We start from the raw sequence: 14,481 nt of genomic DNA, 5'->3' as shown, positions 1-14,481 counted from the left end.
GCCCCAAGCGGCTCTGCAGGCGGTGATTGAAAAAGCGCCAGTTCGGCCTCTTTTTCGCTTCTTCTGGTCACAGATTGGCGTTTGTGTCCCCTGCAGATCCTTTGCCCTTGACGGGCTTGCCGAGCGTTTGCTGGAACCAGGTAAGGACGCGCTCGATGATGGGCTTCTGGAACCAGGTGAGGTCTCCGTGGCCCGCGCCCTCGACGAGCACGTAGTCGGCCTTGTTGCCGCCGGCCAGCAGGCCTCTGTAGAGCTGGGCGCTCTGGACGGGGGAGACGTGCATGTCGGCGCTGCCATGAAAGATCAGGAACGGTGGTTTCTTGCCGGTGAGATGCCCCATGGCGCTGGCATCGAGGGCTTTGTCCGGAACGCTCTGAATCGTTGCGCCCGGGAAGCGGGCGAACGCAGGCCCGTTCACCAGCAAGGCTTCGGTGACAGCAGGGGATTCGTGAACTTTCTGGAGGCTTTCCGGGAAACCGGCGCCGATGTTGAGCAGGTTCGATATGCCGTACAGCGTGACGACTGCCTGCACGTCTGAGGACTTGTCGAGGAATACGCCCTTGTCGAAACGCCGTTCGCCATTGGTGGTGCCGAGTATCTGGGCGACGTAGCCGCCGGCAGAATCGCCCAGTGCGCCGATCCGCGCGGGGTCGATGCCGTATTCGCTCGCATGTTCGCGCAGGTAGCGCACGGCGGCCTTGGCGTCTTCGAGCGGGGCAGGGAATTTGTCCGGCACGGTGCGGTATTCGACAGCTGCGACGACAAAGCCGGCTTGTGCAAGGGCCATGCGCATTTCGATGTACTTCTCGTGCTCGGCTGAGGTGAAGCCGCCGCCGGGGAAATACACGATGGCGGGTTTGAGGTCGCTCGTGCGGGGCACGAGCAGTGCCATGCGAAGCTGGCGAACCGAGCGCGTTCCTTTCAGCTGCGAATAGATGACACCGCTGATGGCGTCGACCTGTCCGGCGTCTTGCGTGATGCGGATGACCTGCGCGCCTTCGGTGTAGCCGGGCAGGCTGGCCGGGTCTGCAGCGTGCGCCATCGGCACGGTCATCAACAGGCCCAGACACAAGGCCTTTGTCATTGGAAGCATGGTTCGTCCTTTCAAAAATGATGCGTAATGAAAGCACAGGGCCGAGTGCGGGTTTGAGGTTTTTACCTGTATTTTCAATCGGGTGATGGCAGGCAGCGATGTGGCGACGCCATGCGAAGAGGTCGAAGGTCGGCGAAGGTCGGAGTCAGGTCTTGTATTACGACATTTCTGAAAAAAAGCCCGCGAATTTTCGCGGGCTTTTGCTTGTCTGTCATGCGCAGAAGCGAATTCGAGTGTGGCCGCCACACGCAGCGCGGCGGCGCATCCTCAAGAAACGGGCTGCAGTTTGAGAGACGAGCAGTCAATCACGAATTGAAGAGAGGCGATCATAAAAAGTCACGACCGGCGCACTGGCACACAGCTCCGGCACGCGATCCAGCAGCGCCTTGAGGTAGGGCGCTGCCATGTGAATATCCAGCGCTGCCTGATCGCGAAACTGTTCGTAGAAGAAAAACATGCCGGGATCTTCTTTGGCTTGATGCACGGTGTATTCAAGGGTGCCCGGCTCTTTGCGCGCCTCGGGAATCATGGCGCATAGCGCGGCCTTCAAATCAGCTTCACGCCCGGATTTGGCGTGGAAAACAGCACTCAAAGTAATCATCTCGAACCTCTTTCAGTGACGCTTTTCAGCGCGGAAAGGGGACTTTATCGGGTGAGAAAATCGACGGATTGTAAAAATGCGCCATTGATGCAGCCGCCTGCAGGAAGAGCGTGGGCGATTTACCGACGAAGCCCTTGAATTCGTGGATGAAGTGGGCCTGATCGTAGTAGCCGTGCGCCAGTGCTGCGTCAAGGTAATCGCTGCGGCCAGCGAGCAGCGTGTTGCGCAAGGTGAGATGGAAACGCGCAGTCCGCTGGAAGGCCTTGGGCGTCAGGCCAATCTGTTCGCGAAAGACGCGTTCGAAATTCCGTCGGCTCATGCCGATCTCGTCAGCCAGCGCGTCGATCTTCACTTCACGATGGCGGTAGTAGAGGGCGCGAATAGCCGCTTCAATGGCCGGTTGCTGCTTGCCATGACGTGCGAGGCAGGCGAGCAGCCAGTCTTCCAGCAATGCCACTCGTTTGTTGCGGTCTGGCGCCTGAATGATGCGTTCGGCCAGTTGCCGCCCTGCATCGCCCCACACTTCGCCCGCCGTCGCGGGGCGGTTGGCCAGTTCAATCAGCGACAGAGGGCTGAAATGGCGCAAGGCACCGGAGCGAAAGCGTACCGAGATAAAGCCGATGCGGCCTTGCGCCAGCAACTCGCATGGGCCGTGGCGCGTGCCGGGCAGGAAGGCTTCGCCTGGATCGATCACGCCATGACGCGCGCTACGCAGGAAGACCCGATCACCGTAGTGAAACATCAACTCGGCGCCTGTGCCCGGCAACATTGGCGGCATGGGCTGTGCCAGCTCGCTTTCCCAGCCCCACAGGCGATCAACATAAGGCTGCAACTCTGCGCGGGGAATGACGAAGTAGCGATTCACGCAAAACCTCTCTGATAATGCGGCCATTCTACGCGTGAGGCTGAGAGGTTGCGGGGTTGGGAAAGTAGGGTGAGGTCTTGCCTTTTTCCGCAAAAAACAAGACCTGACATGAAATTCAAGCGTTGCCGGGGGAAGCCACCGGGTTCCCGCCTTCGCGGGAACGACGGGATTTTAGTAGTGTGAGATATCAGCCTGAACGGCATCAAGGCCGGTCTGCTCAAGAGCTGGAATCAGGTCGTTTATGCGACATTCCTGGCAAAAAACCGCCTGATCCGGCGAGCCTCCTTGTCTGCAAGACGCAGGATTTTCGTCTGCGCTGGATGCGTGTGCCCAGCCCGGGTCGTCATTGCAGGCGCCGGGACAGGGCGATTACCTTGCCGCGCTAGCGCACTTCGATGGAATGACGCTGTGCGCTCTCTTCCTTGGGCATCAGGATTTCGAGAATGCCGTCCTTCATGCTGGCGCTGATCTTTGCTTTGTCGACTGCGCTGGGCAGGGCGACACTGCGGAAAAAATCTCCCTGTTCGATCTCGCAGCGGAAATAATCTTTTCTTTCTTCCTTCGATTCACGGCTGACGTGCCCTTTGATGATCACGGTGTTGTCGCTGATCGATACGTCGATGTCTTTCTTCTCTACGCCGGGAAGTTCGGCACGAATCAGGACGTCCTTGTCGCGATCAATGACATCGAGTTGTGGCAGGCGCATATTGGTGATCTGTGATTCAAGACCCGCCCACATGGGCCAGTCGAACCCCATCTGGCGGATCCAGGAACGTGGCATCAGCCGGTCGAACAGACGTTCAACCTCAGCCATTGGCGCAAGCAATTGCGCGGGACGTGACTCGGCCACTTCAGTTTTTGGTTTGGTTGTTACAGCAATATTTTCCTTGATCTCGTTCGTCATGGTGACTCTCCCGATAGGGCGGACTCCGCATGAAGGCCGCTTGTGTGGAAAAAATGAAATGAATTCACTCTGGTCTTTCCGAAACCATGGCGTGCGCACGCCAATCGGAAGTCTCAAGTTCCCGAGGGGGGCCGGTATTGACTATTAAATCCCGGGCAGCTGATTTGCAGCGCCGGTGAAAGCACCGAGTGAATTTTGAAATTAGTTCACATTTTGATCAGGTCTATATGGACCATCGGGCGAATTGAAGGTGCACTTGGTCGTTGAAAGTGAGGCGGCGCGGCCGAGGACGAGTGCAGGCTTTCTGCATTTGAGAAAAGAAGTCCAGGGTCAGAGGCCAGGGTCTGGTCTTGAATTGAAGCATTTCTGAGAAAAAGCCAAGCCCGCCCAATCCGGCGGGCTTTGGTGTTTTCAGGGCAACCCTCTCAATAGCCGCGCCCAGTTTGCCTCAAGAAGCAGCCTGCCAGCTGAGCCTTGTACTGCCTTCCTCAGCCAAAATCCTGTCTGAAGAAGTCCGACAGGTGCGGCTCTTCGGGCTGGTTTCAGGGTTCCGGCCTTAGCGGGAACAACGATGCAAGGCAGGCATTGGCCCAGAAATAGTGCCAACTCATCCGCGGGGATGGAGCCCAGGATTGCCGCGAACAGAGTCTTTTTTAGCTCAATTGTCCTGTTTTTCGCAAAAGCTATTGTCGAAAATGTCCGTTTATATCACTTGTCGTGATGATTGATACTGTTCTCACCTGCTGACTTGTCGACAATCGGTCGATCCAAGTGAGTGCCTGATAACAGATCAATTTCGATGGAGATAACTCATGCGCAATCCCCTGGCCACCACAGTGATGGCACTCTTTCTGGCAGTCCCTGCAAGCGCGTTTGCAGCAGACTTGGCGCCAGTCGCACCTACGGTCGTTGAGCGTGATGGAGGCGGTCAAAGCTTGCAGGATTTGTATCAGGCCGCGCTCAAGGAAGGCGGCCAACTCACGGTCTACGCTGGCGGTGATGAAGTAACCCAAGGATTCGCGATCAAAACTGGATTTGAGCGCCAGTTTCCGGGCATGAAGCTGAATCTGGTGGTCGATCTGAGCAAATATCACGATGCCAGAATTGAAGAGGAGTTGTTGCGCAAAGACTTGAAGGTCGACGTTGCGCATCTGCAAACCCTGCACGATTTCGATAACTGGGCTGCACGTGGTTTGCTGCAATCCTACAAACCCATCGGCTGGGCGCAAATTCCGGATGCCTACAAAGATCCACAAGCGCGTTTTTCCGGGTTGTTCATGCTGACCTTTGCCAACAGCTACAATAAAAACCTGGTTTCTGCGGAGAATGCGCCGCGCAATTATGCTGATTTCCTCAAGCCCGAATTCAAGGACAAGATCGTCATCACCTATCCGCATGACGATGATGCTGTCCTCTATATGTTCGACAAAATCACTCAGCAGTACGGGATTGATTTCATCGCCAAGCTGCAAGCCAATGGTGTGCAATGGGTCCGAGGAACTCAAACGCCGCGCGATGCGGTAGAAGTCGCCAAGTACGCAGTCGCCACAGGCACCTCAGGAAATTTTGTGCCTGTTGAGTCAGCGAATACGCGTTTTGTTTTGCCTTCGCATGATGCTTTCCTGACTTGGGCGCAGACCGGTGCGATTTTCAAGCAAGCCAAGCATCCGGCCGCAGCCAAACTGTATGTCAGCTGGATGCTTTCTTTGCCCATGCAATCGTCCCCGCGCCAGTTCCCGCTTCGCAAGGATGTTGCACTGCAAAACGGTTTCAAGCCCCTGAGTGAATACAACACCAATCCAGAAGACTTCCTCGCCTTCATGCGTGACCGGGCACGTGTAGAACGTCTGAAGAGCTTGTTTGAGCGCCTGATTGGACCCGTGCAAGGCATCTCGCCGCTGAAAGACTGATCTCTGCACCAGTAAAAAAAGCCAGTCATTGCGACTGGCTTTTTTTGTTTTTCCAGATCCTTAACCGTAGTTCTGAGAAAGCGCCAGATCCTGAACCAGAAAATCCAGCAAGCTACGTGTGGATGCAGGTAAATGCTTGCGCGAGCTATACAGCGCGTAGACGCCCAGTTCCGGCAGTCTGTACTCAGGAAACAAGCGCAGCAGTGTTCCGCTACGAAGATGCGGTGTCGTCGTAAATGCGGGTAAATGGACGATACCGTCCCCGGCCAGTGCGGCCTGTAGCAGTACCATGGTGTCATTTGCCGCAAAGTTACCTGATACCGATACTTCATCAACAGCCGGGTCTGTGGAATCCGTCGTTTGAGCGCTAAAGCGCCAGATTTTGCCAAGACGCGTATGGTTCAAACAGTTGTGCTGAATCAGATCCTTGGGGTGCAGAGGCGTGCCCTTGCGCGCCAGATACGCGGGGGCTGCGCATACGACCGAGGGGCAGCGGGTCAGAAGACGTGCAATCAGCCCCAGCTCCAGTTCATTCCCGACCTGAATGGCCAGATCGATTCGTTCTTCAATCAAATTGACCGCACGATCAGCCATGACCATTTCGACTGAAATTTTTGGGTATTGCGCGGCATAGCGCAGCAATGCTTCGGCCAGGTAGGACTGGCCGAAGGAGATGCTACTGGCGACCCGGATCAAACCGTGCGGCTCGGCATTTTTGCTCTCTGTGGCCGAATCCATCTCGTCACTCAGCGCCAGAATTTGGCGGCAATAGGGCAGGATATCGTTGCCAGCGCTGGTCAGGCCCAGGCTGCGACTGGAGCGGTGGAGCAGTCGGGCGCCAAGCGATTTTTCTAAGGAGGCAACATAGCGCGTAGCCATCGCGCGCGACATGTCCAGCTTGTTAGCCGCCGCTGTGAGGCTACCCAAGTCCACCACGTCCACAAACACCTGCATGGCAAGGAAGCGATCCATAAATCACCCGTATTGATCGAAATGTGCAACAACAATGTGCGTATTCTAGGGTTTATCCGTTCACATAATGCAACCATACTTCGTTCCACACCCTCTCGCAAAGGAATGAAAATGCGGAACAAACTTCTCGCGCTTATCGCGACGACCTTACTCATCGTCGGCGGCACAGCTCATGCTCAAACCCCGTCACCGGCGACATCCACATCCAATACGGCAAGCGCTCCGCCACTGACCGGCTGTCCGTCACCGACGATCAACGCGCTTTTCAATGATTTTGGGCGCACCGGAAAAATGCCGCCGGAGCTTAAGCGCTGGATGAACGATGCAGCTTCCCAAACGATTGAACCGTACCAGGCATTTGACAATGTTTATTACGTTGGAATTTGCTGGGTGTCGGCATGGCTGATCAAGACCAGTGATGGCCTGGTACTGATTGATACCGTGTACGAACCGTATACCGACCAACTCATCAACAACATCAAAAAGCTTGGCTTTAATCCGTCGGACATCAAGATGGTGCTGCTGACACATGGTCACTTCGATCATGTGGGGGGCGTATCCAAGATCAAGTCTCAGACCAATGCCAAATTTGTCATGACCCAGGCAGGCTGGAGCGAGGCTCAAGCCGATGCTCAAAAGTCACAAGGCAAACCCGGTGCATGGACGATGCCTGCGGCTGCGGACATTATCGTCAAAGATGGTGACGTGCTGACGGTGGGAGATACCAAGTTCTACGCCTATGCAACGCCTGGCCATACATGGGGCACAACTTCATATGCGCTCGACGTAAAGGATGGTGACAAGACATATCGCGCCATCACCATTGGTGGATTGGGGCTGAATGCAATAGACGGCCCAAAACAGGTCGAGGCTTATATCAGCAGCGTTGATCGCATCAAGGCCATGGAGAGCGATTCCAAGAATCCAATTAGCGTGCATCTGACCGCTCACCCCTTCAGTACCGGGCTAACGGAGGCTAAAGAACTCCTTAAAACACGCAAGCCTGGCCAGCCGCATCCTCTGGTTGATCCCGATGGTTTGAACAAACAGCTGGACGGATTGCGTGCCGGAGCAACAGAACGACTTGCTATTGAACAAGCACGATCAAACAAGCAAACGCAGTAATCTTGAAATGCAGTGTGCGCGAGGAGAGGTCGGGGGCAGGGTACAGATCTTTGATCGATAAACCTGCGCCCGGTCTACGCACGACACGCAAGGCGCTTTGAGTCTTGAGGTTCGTGCAGGGTGAATCGTCACCGCGCAAACGCAAACTCGCCCCGGATTTGCACCCGGGGCGAGTTATTTCGGCCAGCAAGGGCTGGCGCGTTTCAGTGCATTACAGCGCAGACACGTTGCTGGTGCTTAGCTTGCAGCTGGCAGTATTCCAGGCCTGGCCAAGCTTGGGCGATTCGCCGGTGTGCTTGGTCTTGTCGATGCCTTCGAATTCAACGCAGACCGGCGGCGTTGATGTCTTCTTGTCGCTGCCCAGTTTGTAACCTTGCACCTTGAGGCCGGTGATCGTAACAGTGTCCATGATGCTGGAGCTGAGGCCACGATATTTCGAATTGACGCCGGCAATGGAGTCAAACGCGCCATAGGTCTTCACGTTCGTCATGGTGATCGTGCGCGGACCGGCGTTGCCGCTGCAGTTGCCACAGGTGCGAACAACCTTGCCGGCACGACCAGTGATCGGGCTAGGCGTAGAGGCGGTGGCGGCAACCATGTAGAACGAAGCGTCAGAGATGTTCACCTTGACGTTCTTCTGATTCACCTGGATGAATTTATCCGGCTTCTTGCCATAGGCAACGGCATTGCTCATGACGTTCTTGAACGTGCCGCCTTTGACGTTCAGGGTCACGCCATCGGCGCGGGTGCTGATGGCATCTTCACAGACTTCATCGAAGGTGACGTTCTCGACGTTGCAGGTTCCGGAGTAGCACTGGATGCCCTTGCCGGCTTTGCCCTGAGCGAACTTTGCATTCTTGATGGTGGCGTTCTTCAGCGTGATGATGGGTTTCTGGTTGTCGTTATCGCCATCACACCAGCCACCGGTGATGTACGCACCGCCACAATCCACTGTTTCGTTGGTAAAGGTGGCACCGGCTACGCAACGGGAATTAGCCGCCTGCGCGAGGCCTGAGCTCATCAGAATGGCAAAAAGAATTGCTGCTTTTGAATAATGCTGCATTAAGTTGCTCCATATGTTTTTTGATTTTAAGGACTGCACGACCGAGTTGGTAAATCTCTCGATCAAACTTATTGTTGCACGATTTGTTGGTGTCTGTTGGCGACGAAGCCGGCGATCATTGCGGATGAAGTACAGGTTTACCCTTGTTTTGTATGTGTTTTTTTTAGTTGTCGGTGAATTCGTTGGCTGATGTGTGGTTTCAGGATTGTGACTGGCGGTGTTTTTGATTAATGCAAATTAATCAATTTGAGGCAGAGATTTCGAATACGGTATGCGAATAAATCAAATACGCCACAAACTCATCAATTCCGACATTTAAAAAAGTTCGATGGCTCTTCCTGCATTAAGAATTCTTCAAAGCTCTTTCGCTCAAATCAAAGGCTTACTCAAACCGGCAGGCTTTAGAAACACGGGGGGGGGCTAATATTCCGACATTTTTAAGCCCAAGCCCGCCCAATCCGGTGGACTTTGTTTTTTCAGGCTCGTCATTCCAATAGCCGCGCCCAGCCAGCATCACAGGCCGGCATGCTCGAAGAAGTCCGGCAGCAAGGCTCTTCAGGTGGGGCCAAACAACAGCCGCGGCCTGTGCCGCCCATGTTTGCCGCAGTCTCTTGCGGTATTTGAATGCGTCAATTGCGGCTTGGCGCGGCGGGTGCCCGCAGGTGTGGCGGCCTGGATTTTTGCCAAAGTTTCGGGGGCGGGCGCCGTAATTTCTGGAGGAAAGGCGTGTTGCCCGCCGGGGCAAGGGCTTTTCGCGACAGGTTTGAGGCCTGTTCTGGGGGCTGTGATGCGATTCAGGAATCAATCCTTGCTCAGATCGGGCTGGCCAGCGCTGATCGGTGTGCTGGTCGTGTCGTCTGTGGTGATGCTGGGCATTGGCTATGGGGTGTTCGAGTATTACGTGAATCACGCCCGGGGATTTGGTGGCTATGCCGCGCTGCAAGACCCGGCCACGCTGGGCACGCTGGGCGATTTCTTCGGCGGGATTCTGAATCCGGTCTTCGGGTTTCTGTCGGTCGGCGGGCTACTGGTGGCGGTGATGTTGCAGCGGGAGCAGCTGGCGCAGGTGAAGCGGGATACGCAGGAGAGCGCGAAGGCGGCGGAAAAAAAGGCGTTTGAGGATACGTTTTTCCAGACGATCCGGCTGCATCAGGAAGTTCTGAATTCGATCGAGTTGAATGATGAGAAGGGTTTCGTCAAGGGCCGGGCGGCGATTCACCGGATGTATGTGGAGAGTTTTTCGGATTACGACTTTCTGGATATGTGCCAGAACTGGTCAGACAAGGAGGAGTTCCTGTTCTGGCTGAGCGATTATTACGACGACAATTACGCGCAGTTTGGTCATCTGGTCGAGCATTATTATCAGAGCATCGAGAATATCGCGCGCTTCCTGCACAGCAGCACGATCAAGAACAAGACCTTCTATGCGCGTTTGCTGCGGGGGCAGTTTTCCCAGTCTGAGCTGCTGATGATTTTTTTCCATGCGCTGCGCGAGGATGCGTTCTTTTTCAAGGAATTCATCGAAAACCTGGCTTTGTTTGAAGGGCTGCGCTCGGAAAACCTGCCCGATTACAGCCTGCTTTCCCTGTACGAGGCCGAGGCCTACGGGATGGGGCTGACGCGGTGGAGCTGCTTGCGCAACGGCATGGTGTCGGATTCCATGTCGCCGGTGAGCCAGAAGCGGGCGATGAAGGCGGTTTTCGAGATGATCGCGTCGTCGCAGGCAAGGCTGAAGTCGGTAAAGGCTCGCAAGGCTGAAGCGCTGAGCGCCGGAGGCGACGCGGAAAACGAGGCGGAGGAAGCCGCCAAACGGGAGCTTGAGGTTAGCCGCCTGAATCGCCTGTACAAGACCTTGAGCACCGATAGAGGAGGCGATTGAACGAATGCCGGGTCAGATTCTGCCGTTTGCCGTAGGCCCGGGCAGGTCCTATAAGCCGTTCACTCAAGGATCAGCAAGCGCTCCAGCGTTATTCCCGTGAAGAGCTTGCCCTCAACCTGATCGGGGCGGGAGTCCCGTGACTTTGCAAGCGCCGCTGGAATCCGCCTTCGCGGGAGCGGCGGAAGTTTCAGCCTTCGAGAGGTCAGGAGCTTAGTTTCGAGACCCCGATATTTTCAAGCCCAAGCCTGCCCGATGCGGCGGGTTTTGATTTTTTTCAGGGTAACCATCTCAAGACCCGCCCCCCGCCTGCCTCGCAGGGCGGTCTGCCTGAAGAGGTCCGCCCGGCAAGTCTCTTCATGTCGTTGTAAAAATCAGCCTGCAGGCGGATGGCGTTTGCAAGGCGCTGCGGACGGCCCGGCACGTCTGAGTCAGCAGGCCTGCGCCGCGCTGTGAGGCATGCGCAAATTCCGCGGTAAGCAAGGGAGAAGATTTCACTGCGGCCGTCGCCGCATTTGCCATACTTGCCGCAGTGCTCGCGACACGCGAGCCATTGAACCCCGATCACTCAAATTCAGGACGCCAAAATCATGCAAATGCGCGAAGCAACGCTGTTGGGAGGTCTGGTGGCCGATGCCGCTGCGCTGGGCCTGCACTGGCTTTACGATCCGGCGCGCATTGCGCAGATTGAGGCGCGCAGCGGCCTGGTGTTTCTGGAACCCGATGCGGCCCACTACGCAGGCACGCATGGCTATTTCGCCCATGGCGTGAAGCGGGCAGGGGAGCTGAGTGGCTATGGCGAAGTCTGTCTGCTGATGCTGCAACATCTGGCCCGACACGGCGACTTTGATCGCACGGCTTACCAGACGGCGTACCGCGCGCACTTCGGCCCGGGCGGGGCTTACGTGGGTTATATCGATTCGCCCACGCGTCAAGCCCTGTTGCGCCTGTTGCCGCTGGAGCCGGCGAACTTCCCGGCCGCATCGGGCGCGGACGACGACCAGCTGCCGGCCCTGGCGGCCCTGCCGGCCATTGTGCTGACGCACCGTGGCAGCCGCGAGGCCTTGCGCGAAAGCGTTGAAGACGTGGTGCGCATCACCAACCACAACGATGTCGCCGTCTGCGCCGCACAGTGCATGGCGCAGCTGCTGTGTGATGTGCTGCATGGGGTGGCCATCGCGACGGCACTGGGTGACGCGCTGCCGCTGGCCGGCCCTACGCTGCGCCCCTTGCTGGAGCAGGCGTTGGCCCTGCCTGCTTTCGACAGCGTGGCCGCCGGCGAGCAATTCGGCCGCGCCTGCCATGTCACCCAAGGCCTGCCGCTGATTTTCCACATCCTGCAGCACGCGCCGAGCTACCGCGCCGGCATCGAAGCCAACATCCGCACGGGCGGTGACAGCTGCGGCCGAAGCGTGATGCTGGGGGCGACGCTGGGCGCGCTGTTTGGCCTGGGCTGCGAAAACGGAATTCCGCTGGAATGGCTGGCGCGGGTGAGGCAACTTCAGGCCATGACCGTCGCGCTGGGGAAGCTGGTTTGACAGGAAGAGCGGTTGCGCACGAAGTCCTGGAGAAAATGCCTGCTGCGGTTATTCAGCCAGTTGCGCGGGTGGCGAGCCTTTGCCGAGCTATCGCACCCAGCATGAATAGCCCTGTCAGCAGCATGGCGGCAGGCGCTGGCTCGGGGACGGGCGTGGGCACGAGCACGGAGCTGATCTGTACATTGCGCAGGGTCAGGTTGGCACGGCCGCCGAGCATGTCGGTGGAGGATACGTACCAGGCCAGGCTGTCGCCGGCGGTGAGGATAAGCGAGACGTGGCCGGCGGCGCTGGCACTGCTGGTGGAACTGAGCGTGTGGACCAGTCCGTTGAGGATGTAGCCGGCGGCGTCGGCGCTCAGATTGCTGTCGTAGCTGGTGTAGAACCAGTCGAAGCTGACGCTGGCGGCCTGGGCAAAGGTTGCGCTAAGGGTTGTGGTGTTGGCGAGGGGGTAGCCCCAGGGCGTGTCGCGTGACATCCAGGCGGAGCGGTCGGTGCCGATGATTGTGATGCTTTTCCAGTAGTCACCATGAACCGGGTCGGTAGCCCATTGGTGATCGCTGATCCAGCCGCCGTCGCCGGTTTCCTGATTGGCGTTGCTCAGTTTGAGATCAAGCGCCTGGGCGTGGGCGCAGAGACCCAGGAAAACGGTGGCGGCAAGAGAGCGTAGAAGTCGGGCAAGCATATTCACGAGTGGTGACTGGCTGATGGCGCGGATGAAGTCTCGGGTGGATTATAACCGCCGCTTAGTTGATTTTATCAAATTTATCAAATTTGACGTTATTCGGATCTGGGCGGATGGGAAAGAAGAAATGCAAAGTACCGCGCGCTTAGGGAGGAGAGCGGGACAGTTGCGGAAGATGGGGACGTTTGGTGCAATGTTTTGGGCCGCGGGAACGGAATGGCGGAGTTTGCACTCCACCTAACGCCTCTACGCATGAATTCCCGGATCTTTGTTATTCAGGGTCGATGGTGCAGGCGATCCTGATATCGCCCGGCTGCGGCGGGGCATTCGGCACTGCGGAAAGCCGGTCAAATTTTCCATTCCAATGTGCTGCCAGCTCTGCGCCCAGCAGAAAAACCGCTGAAGAGAAGTACAACCACATCAGCAGTACCGCGAGGGAGCCTGCCGCGCCGAAGGCGTTGGCCGTGCCCGCGCGGGCCAGATACAGGCTGAACAGATTTTTGCCAATGCTGAACAGGATGGCTGCCGCGACTGCGCCAAGCCACGCACTGGACCAGCGTACCGGTGTGGTCGGCAATATCTTGAGGAGCGCGGCAAAAGCGCCTGCCAACAGCAATACGGAAATCCCGCGCTGCGCCCATTGCACCCACTGCGCGGCGGCCGCACTCATGCCCTCGGCGGAGCCGAGAAACCTGCTGATGGAAAAGGACAGCGCTGCGTCGAACACCAGTAGTATGACAATCAGGAAGGCAATGCCGATCACCAGGCCAAACGAGATCAAGCGCACCTTGACCAGGCTGAACAAGGCGCCCTGATTGCGCAGTGGCAGATGCCAGATCGTGTTGAGCGAATCGCTCAGCTGGGTGAAGGTTGCCGATGCGCCCAGCAGAACGGCAGCCACGGAAATGCCGGCTGTCCAGCCGCTGCGGTCGGCTTTCCAGGCGCTTGCCACCATGGCTTGTACGGCGATGGCGCCTTCTTTGCCGAGCAGGTTGCGAATTTCATCGAACAGCCGGCCTTGCACTGCCTCTTCGCCAAAGAAAAAGCCCGCCACGGCGATGACGATGACGAGCATCGGTGCCAGTGAAAACGAGGCATAGAAAGCCAGTGCCGCGGCCATGGAAGAGCACCGATCCGCGCTCCAGCCTTCAGCACACGCCAGCGCCACGCGGACGGGCGTCACCTCTGCTGCGCGCTGAAACGCGTTTCCTGTCCGCTTGAGCAGTCCTTGTTTCATCGGCTTCGATTTTGTTTGACGGGACATTTTTTAACGCGGCAAGCGCGATGCTGTCTGTGCGCTGTGGCGCATTGACAGTCAAAGTCGGTTTGATCGGTGCCAGACAGTAACTGCTGCGGTGTCGGGGGCATGGCGCCGGATGGTTCGCGCGCAGATGTGCTCGTTTATCTCGAGAGCACGAGCTCGGGGCAGATGCCGCGCGTGTATGTCTTTGATACGACTGCGTCGGCCGGGCAACAGCCCACCTTGCCGGTGATCAGCCCGGACGGCAAGACGTTGTTTTTCGCTGGTGATAAAAACCTGATCGTAACTTCCACGACTATTAACGAAGGATTTGTACCGACCAGCGTTGTGAGCGAAGTCAAACCGCGCAAGGGTGTGCGCACTCAGATATTCAACAAAGGCCTGGTGCCCGCGATGAACTGATTGGTGCTTAGCTGCGAAAGCCGGGATTACAAGAAGGCTGTGCTCAGGTCTTGTATTGCGGCATTTCGACAGGCTGAATATCAACAGTAAGCCAGCAAAAAGCCCGCCTTATCCCATACCATTCCACACAACTCATAACGCATAAATCGCCTTCAGCTTCTCAGCCCCTCTGGCGAAGCTGCTGACTCG

Annotated in this window: 14 protein-coding genes; 5 read left to right on the top strand and 9 right to left on the bottom strand. The window is 57.0% G+C overall.

The window, feature by feature from the left end; all coding sequences use genetic code 11:
• Positions 1-67: 67 nt before the first annotated feature.
• From ABXR19_RS18485 to ABXR19_RS18465, 5 genes are all read right to left on the bottom strand, one after another.
• Positions 68-1,093 carry an alpha/beta hydrolase fold domain-containing protein gene (locus tag ABXR19_RS18485; protein WP_354602633.1) on the bottom strand — a complete coding sequence of 342 codons (1,026 nt, stop codon included), beginning with the start codon at positions 1,091-1,093 and terminating at the stop codon, positions 68-70.
• A 301-nt stretch (positions 1,094-1,394) separates the two neighbouring features.
• Positions 1,395-1,694 carry a putative quinol monooxygenase gene (locus ABXR19_RS18480; RefSeq protein ID WP_354602632.1) on the bottom strand — a complete coding sequence of 100 codons (300 nt, stop codon included), beginning with the start codon at positions 1,692-1,694 and terminating at the stop codon, positions 1,395-1,397.
• 25 nt (positions 1,695-1,719) lie between these two features.
• Positions 1,720-2,559, bottom strand: coding sequence for a helix-turn-helix domain-containing protein (locus ABXR19_RS18475; RefSeq protein WP_354602631.1), 840 nt, complete (start codon positions 2,557-2,559; stop codon positions 1,720-1,722).
• Positions 2,560-2,941: 382 nt separating this feature from the next.
• Positions 2,942-3,463: an Hsp20/alpha crystallin family protein gene (locus ABXR19_RS18470; RefSeq protein WP_354602630.1), complete on the bottom strand. Its 522-nt coding sequence runs from the start codon at positions 3,461-3,463 to the stop codon at positions 2,942-2,944.
• Positions 3,464-4,146: 683 nt separating this feature from the next.
• Positions 4,147-4,614, bottom strand: coding sequence for a hypothetical protein (locus ABXR19_RS18465; RefSeq protein WP_354602657.1), 468 nt, complete (start codon positions 4,612-4,614; stop codon positions 4,147-4,149).
• Between ABXR19_RS18465 and ABXR19_RS18460 the strand changes: the two genes are divergently transcribed.
• Positions 4,519-5,373, top strand: coding sequence for an ABC transporter substrate-binding protein (locus ABXR19_RS18460; protein ID WP_354602656.1), 855 nt, complete (start codon positions 4,519-4,521; stop codon positions 5,371-5,373). The genes ABXR19_RS18465 and ABXR19_RS18460 overlap by 96 nt on opposite strands.
• Before the next feature lie 60 nt (positions 5,374-5,433).
• Here ABXR19_RS18460 and ABXR19_RS18455 read toward each other — a convergent pair whose 3' ends face one another.
• Complete coding sequence (locus tag ABXR19_RS18455; RefSeq protein WP_354602629.1) at positions 5,434-6,345, bottom strand: LysR family transcriptional regulator; 912 nt, start codon at positions 6,343-6,345, stop codon at positions 5,434-5,436.
• Positions 6,346-6,456: 111 nt separating this feature from the next.
• Here ABXR19_RS18455 and blaCAR point away from each other — a divergent pair, with 111 nt between their 5' ends.
• The gene (blaCAR, locus tag ABXR19_RS18450) at positions 6,457-7,470 is read left to right on the top strand and encodes a CAR family subclass B3 metallo-beta-lactamase (RefSeq protein WP_354602628.1); all 1,014 of its coding nucleotides are present in this window, start codon (positions 6,457-6,459) and stop codon (positions 7,468-7,470) included.
• A gap of 211 nt (positions 7,471-7,681) precedes the next feature.
• On the opposite strand, the gene ABXR19_RS18445 is transcribed toward blaCAR, so the two are convergent.
• Positions 7,682-8,533: a pectate lyase gene (locus tag ABXR19_RS18445; RefSeq protein ID WP_354602627.1), complete on the bottom strand. Its 852-nt coding sequence runs from the start codon at positions 8,531-8,533 to the stop codon at positions 7,682-7,684.
• 664 nt (positions 8,534-9,197) lie between these two features.
• On the opposite strand from ABXR19_RS18445, the gene ABXR19_RS18440 reads away from it, so the two are divergent.
• On the top strand, positions 9,198-10,412 hold the full coding sequence (locus ABXR19_RS18440) for a putative phage abortive infection protein (protein WP_354602626.1): 1,215 nt from the start codon (positions 9,198-9,200) through the stop codon (positions 10,410-10,412).
• 587 nt (positions 10,413-10,999) lie between these two features.
• Positions 11,000-11,947, top strand: coding sequence for an ADP-ribosylglycohydrolase family protein (locus tag ABXR19_RS18435; protein WP_354602625.1), 948 nt, complete (start codon positions 11,000-11,002; stop codon positions 11,945-11,947).
• A 52-nt stretch (positions 11,948-11,999) separates the two neighbouring features.
• On the opposite strand, the gene ABXR19_RS18430 is transcribed toward ABXR19_RS18435, so the two are convergent.
• Both ABXR19_RS18430 and ABXR19_RS18425 read right to left on the bottom strand, forming a co-directional pair.
• Positions 12,000-12,629, bottom strand: coding sequence for a hypothetical protein (locus ABXR19_RS18430; protein ID WP_354602624.1), 630 nt, complete (start codon positions 12,627-12,629; stop codon positions 12,000-12,002).
• Positions 12,630-12,900: 271 nt separating this feature from the next.
• Positions 12,901-13,866: a YihY/virulence factor BrkB family protein gene (locus ABXR19_RS18425; protein WP_354602623.1), complete on the bottom strand. Its 966-nt coding sequence runs from the start codon at positions 13,864-13,866 to the stop codon at positions 12,901-12,903.
• A gap of 129 nt (positions 13,867-13,995) precedes the next feature.
• Between ABXR19_RS18425 and ABXR19_RS18420 the strand changes: the two genes are divergently transcribed.
• Positions 13,996-14,292, top strand: coding sequence for a TolB-like translocation protein (locus ABXR19_RS18420; RefSeq protein ID WP_354602622.1), 297 nt, complete (start codon positions 13,996-13,998; stop codon positions 14,290-14,292).
• Positions 14,293-14,481 lie beyond the last annotated feature (189 nt).

Source organism: Uliginosibacterium flavum, assembly GCF_040566545.1.
GTDB lineage: Bacteria > Pseudomonadota > Gammaproteobacteria > Burkholderiales > Rhodocyclaceae > Uliginosibacterium > Uliginosibacterium flavum.
The sequence above is the reverse complement of the archived record's forward strand: the minus strand, read 5'-3'. Positions and strand labels throughout refer to the sequence as shown.

What these genes read in the sequence shown, in the direction of transcription:
- ABXR19_RS18420 (WP_354602622.1), top strand. Translation starts at nt 13,996, where the DNA reads ATGGCGCCGGATGGTTCGCGCGCAGATGTGCTCGTTTATCTCGAGAGC.
- ABXR19_RS18430 (WP_354602624.1), bottom strand. Translation starts at nt 12,629, where the DNA reads ATGCTTGCCCGACTTCTACGCTCTCTTGCCGCCACCGTTTTCCTGGGT.
- ABXR19_RS18435 (WP_354602625.1), top strand. Translation starts at nt 11,000, where the DNA reads ATGCAAATGCGCGAAGCAACGCTGTTGGGAGGTCTGGTGGCCGATGCC.
- ABXR19_RS18480 (WP_354602632.1), bottom strand. Translation starts at nt 1,694, where the DNA reads ATGATTACTTTGAGTGCTGTTTTCCACGCCAAATCCGGGCGTGAAGCT.
- ABXR19_RS18460 (WP_354602656.1), top strand. Translation starts at nt 4,519, where the DNA reads ATGAAGCTGAATCTGGTGGTCGATCTGAGCAAATATCACGATGCCAGA.
- blaCAR (WP_354602628.1), top strand. Translation starts at nt 6,457, where the DNA reads ATGCGGAACAAACTTCTCGCGCTTATCGCGACGACCTTACTCATCGTC.
- ABXR19_RS18455 (WP_354602629.1), bottom strand. Translation starts at nt 6,345, where the DNA reads ATGGATCGCTTCCTTGCCATGCAGGTGTTTGTGGACGTGGTGGACTTG.
- ABXR19_RS18465 (WP_354602657.1), bottom strand. Translation starts at nt 4,614, where the DNA reads ATGCGCAACGTCGACCTTCAAGTCTTTGCGCAACAACTCCTCTTCAAT.
- ABXR19_RS18445 (WP_354602627.1), bottom strand. Translation starts at nt 8,533, where the DNA reads ATGCAGCATTATTCAAAAGCAGCAATTCTTTTTGCCATTCTGATGAGC.
- ABXR19_RS18470 (WP_354602630.1), bottom strand. Translation starts at nt 3,463, where the DNA reads ATGACGAACGAGATCAAGGAAAATATTGCTGTAACAACCAAACCAAAA.
- ABXR19_RS18425 (WP_354602623.1), bottom strand. Translation starts at nt 13,866, where the DNA reads ATGAAACAAGGACTGCTCAAGCGGACAGGAAACGCGTTTCAGCGCGCA.
- ABXR19_RS18485 (WP_354602633.1), bottom strand. Translation starts at nt 1,093, where the DNA reads ATGCTTCCAATGACAAAGGCCTTGTGTCTGGGCCTGTTGATGACCGTG.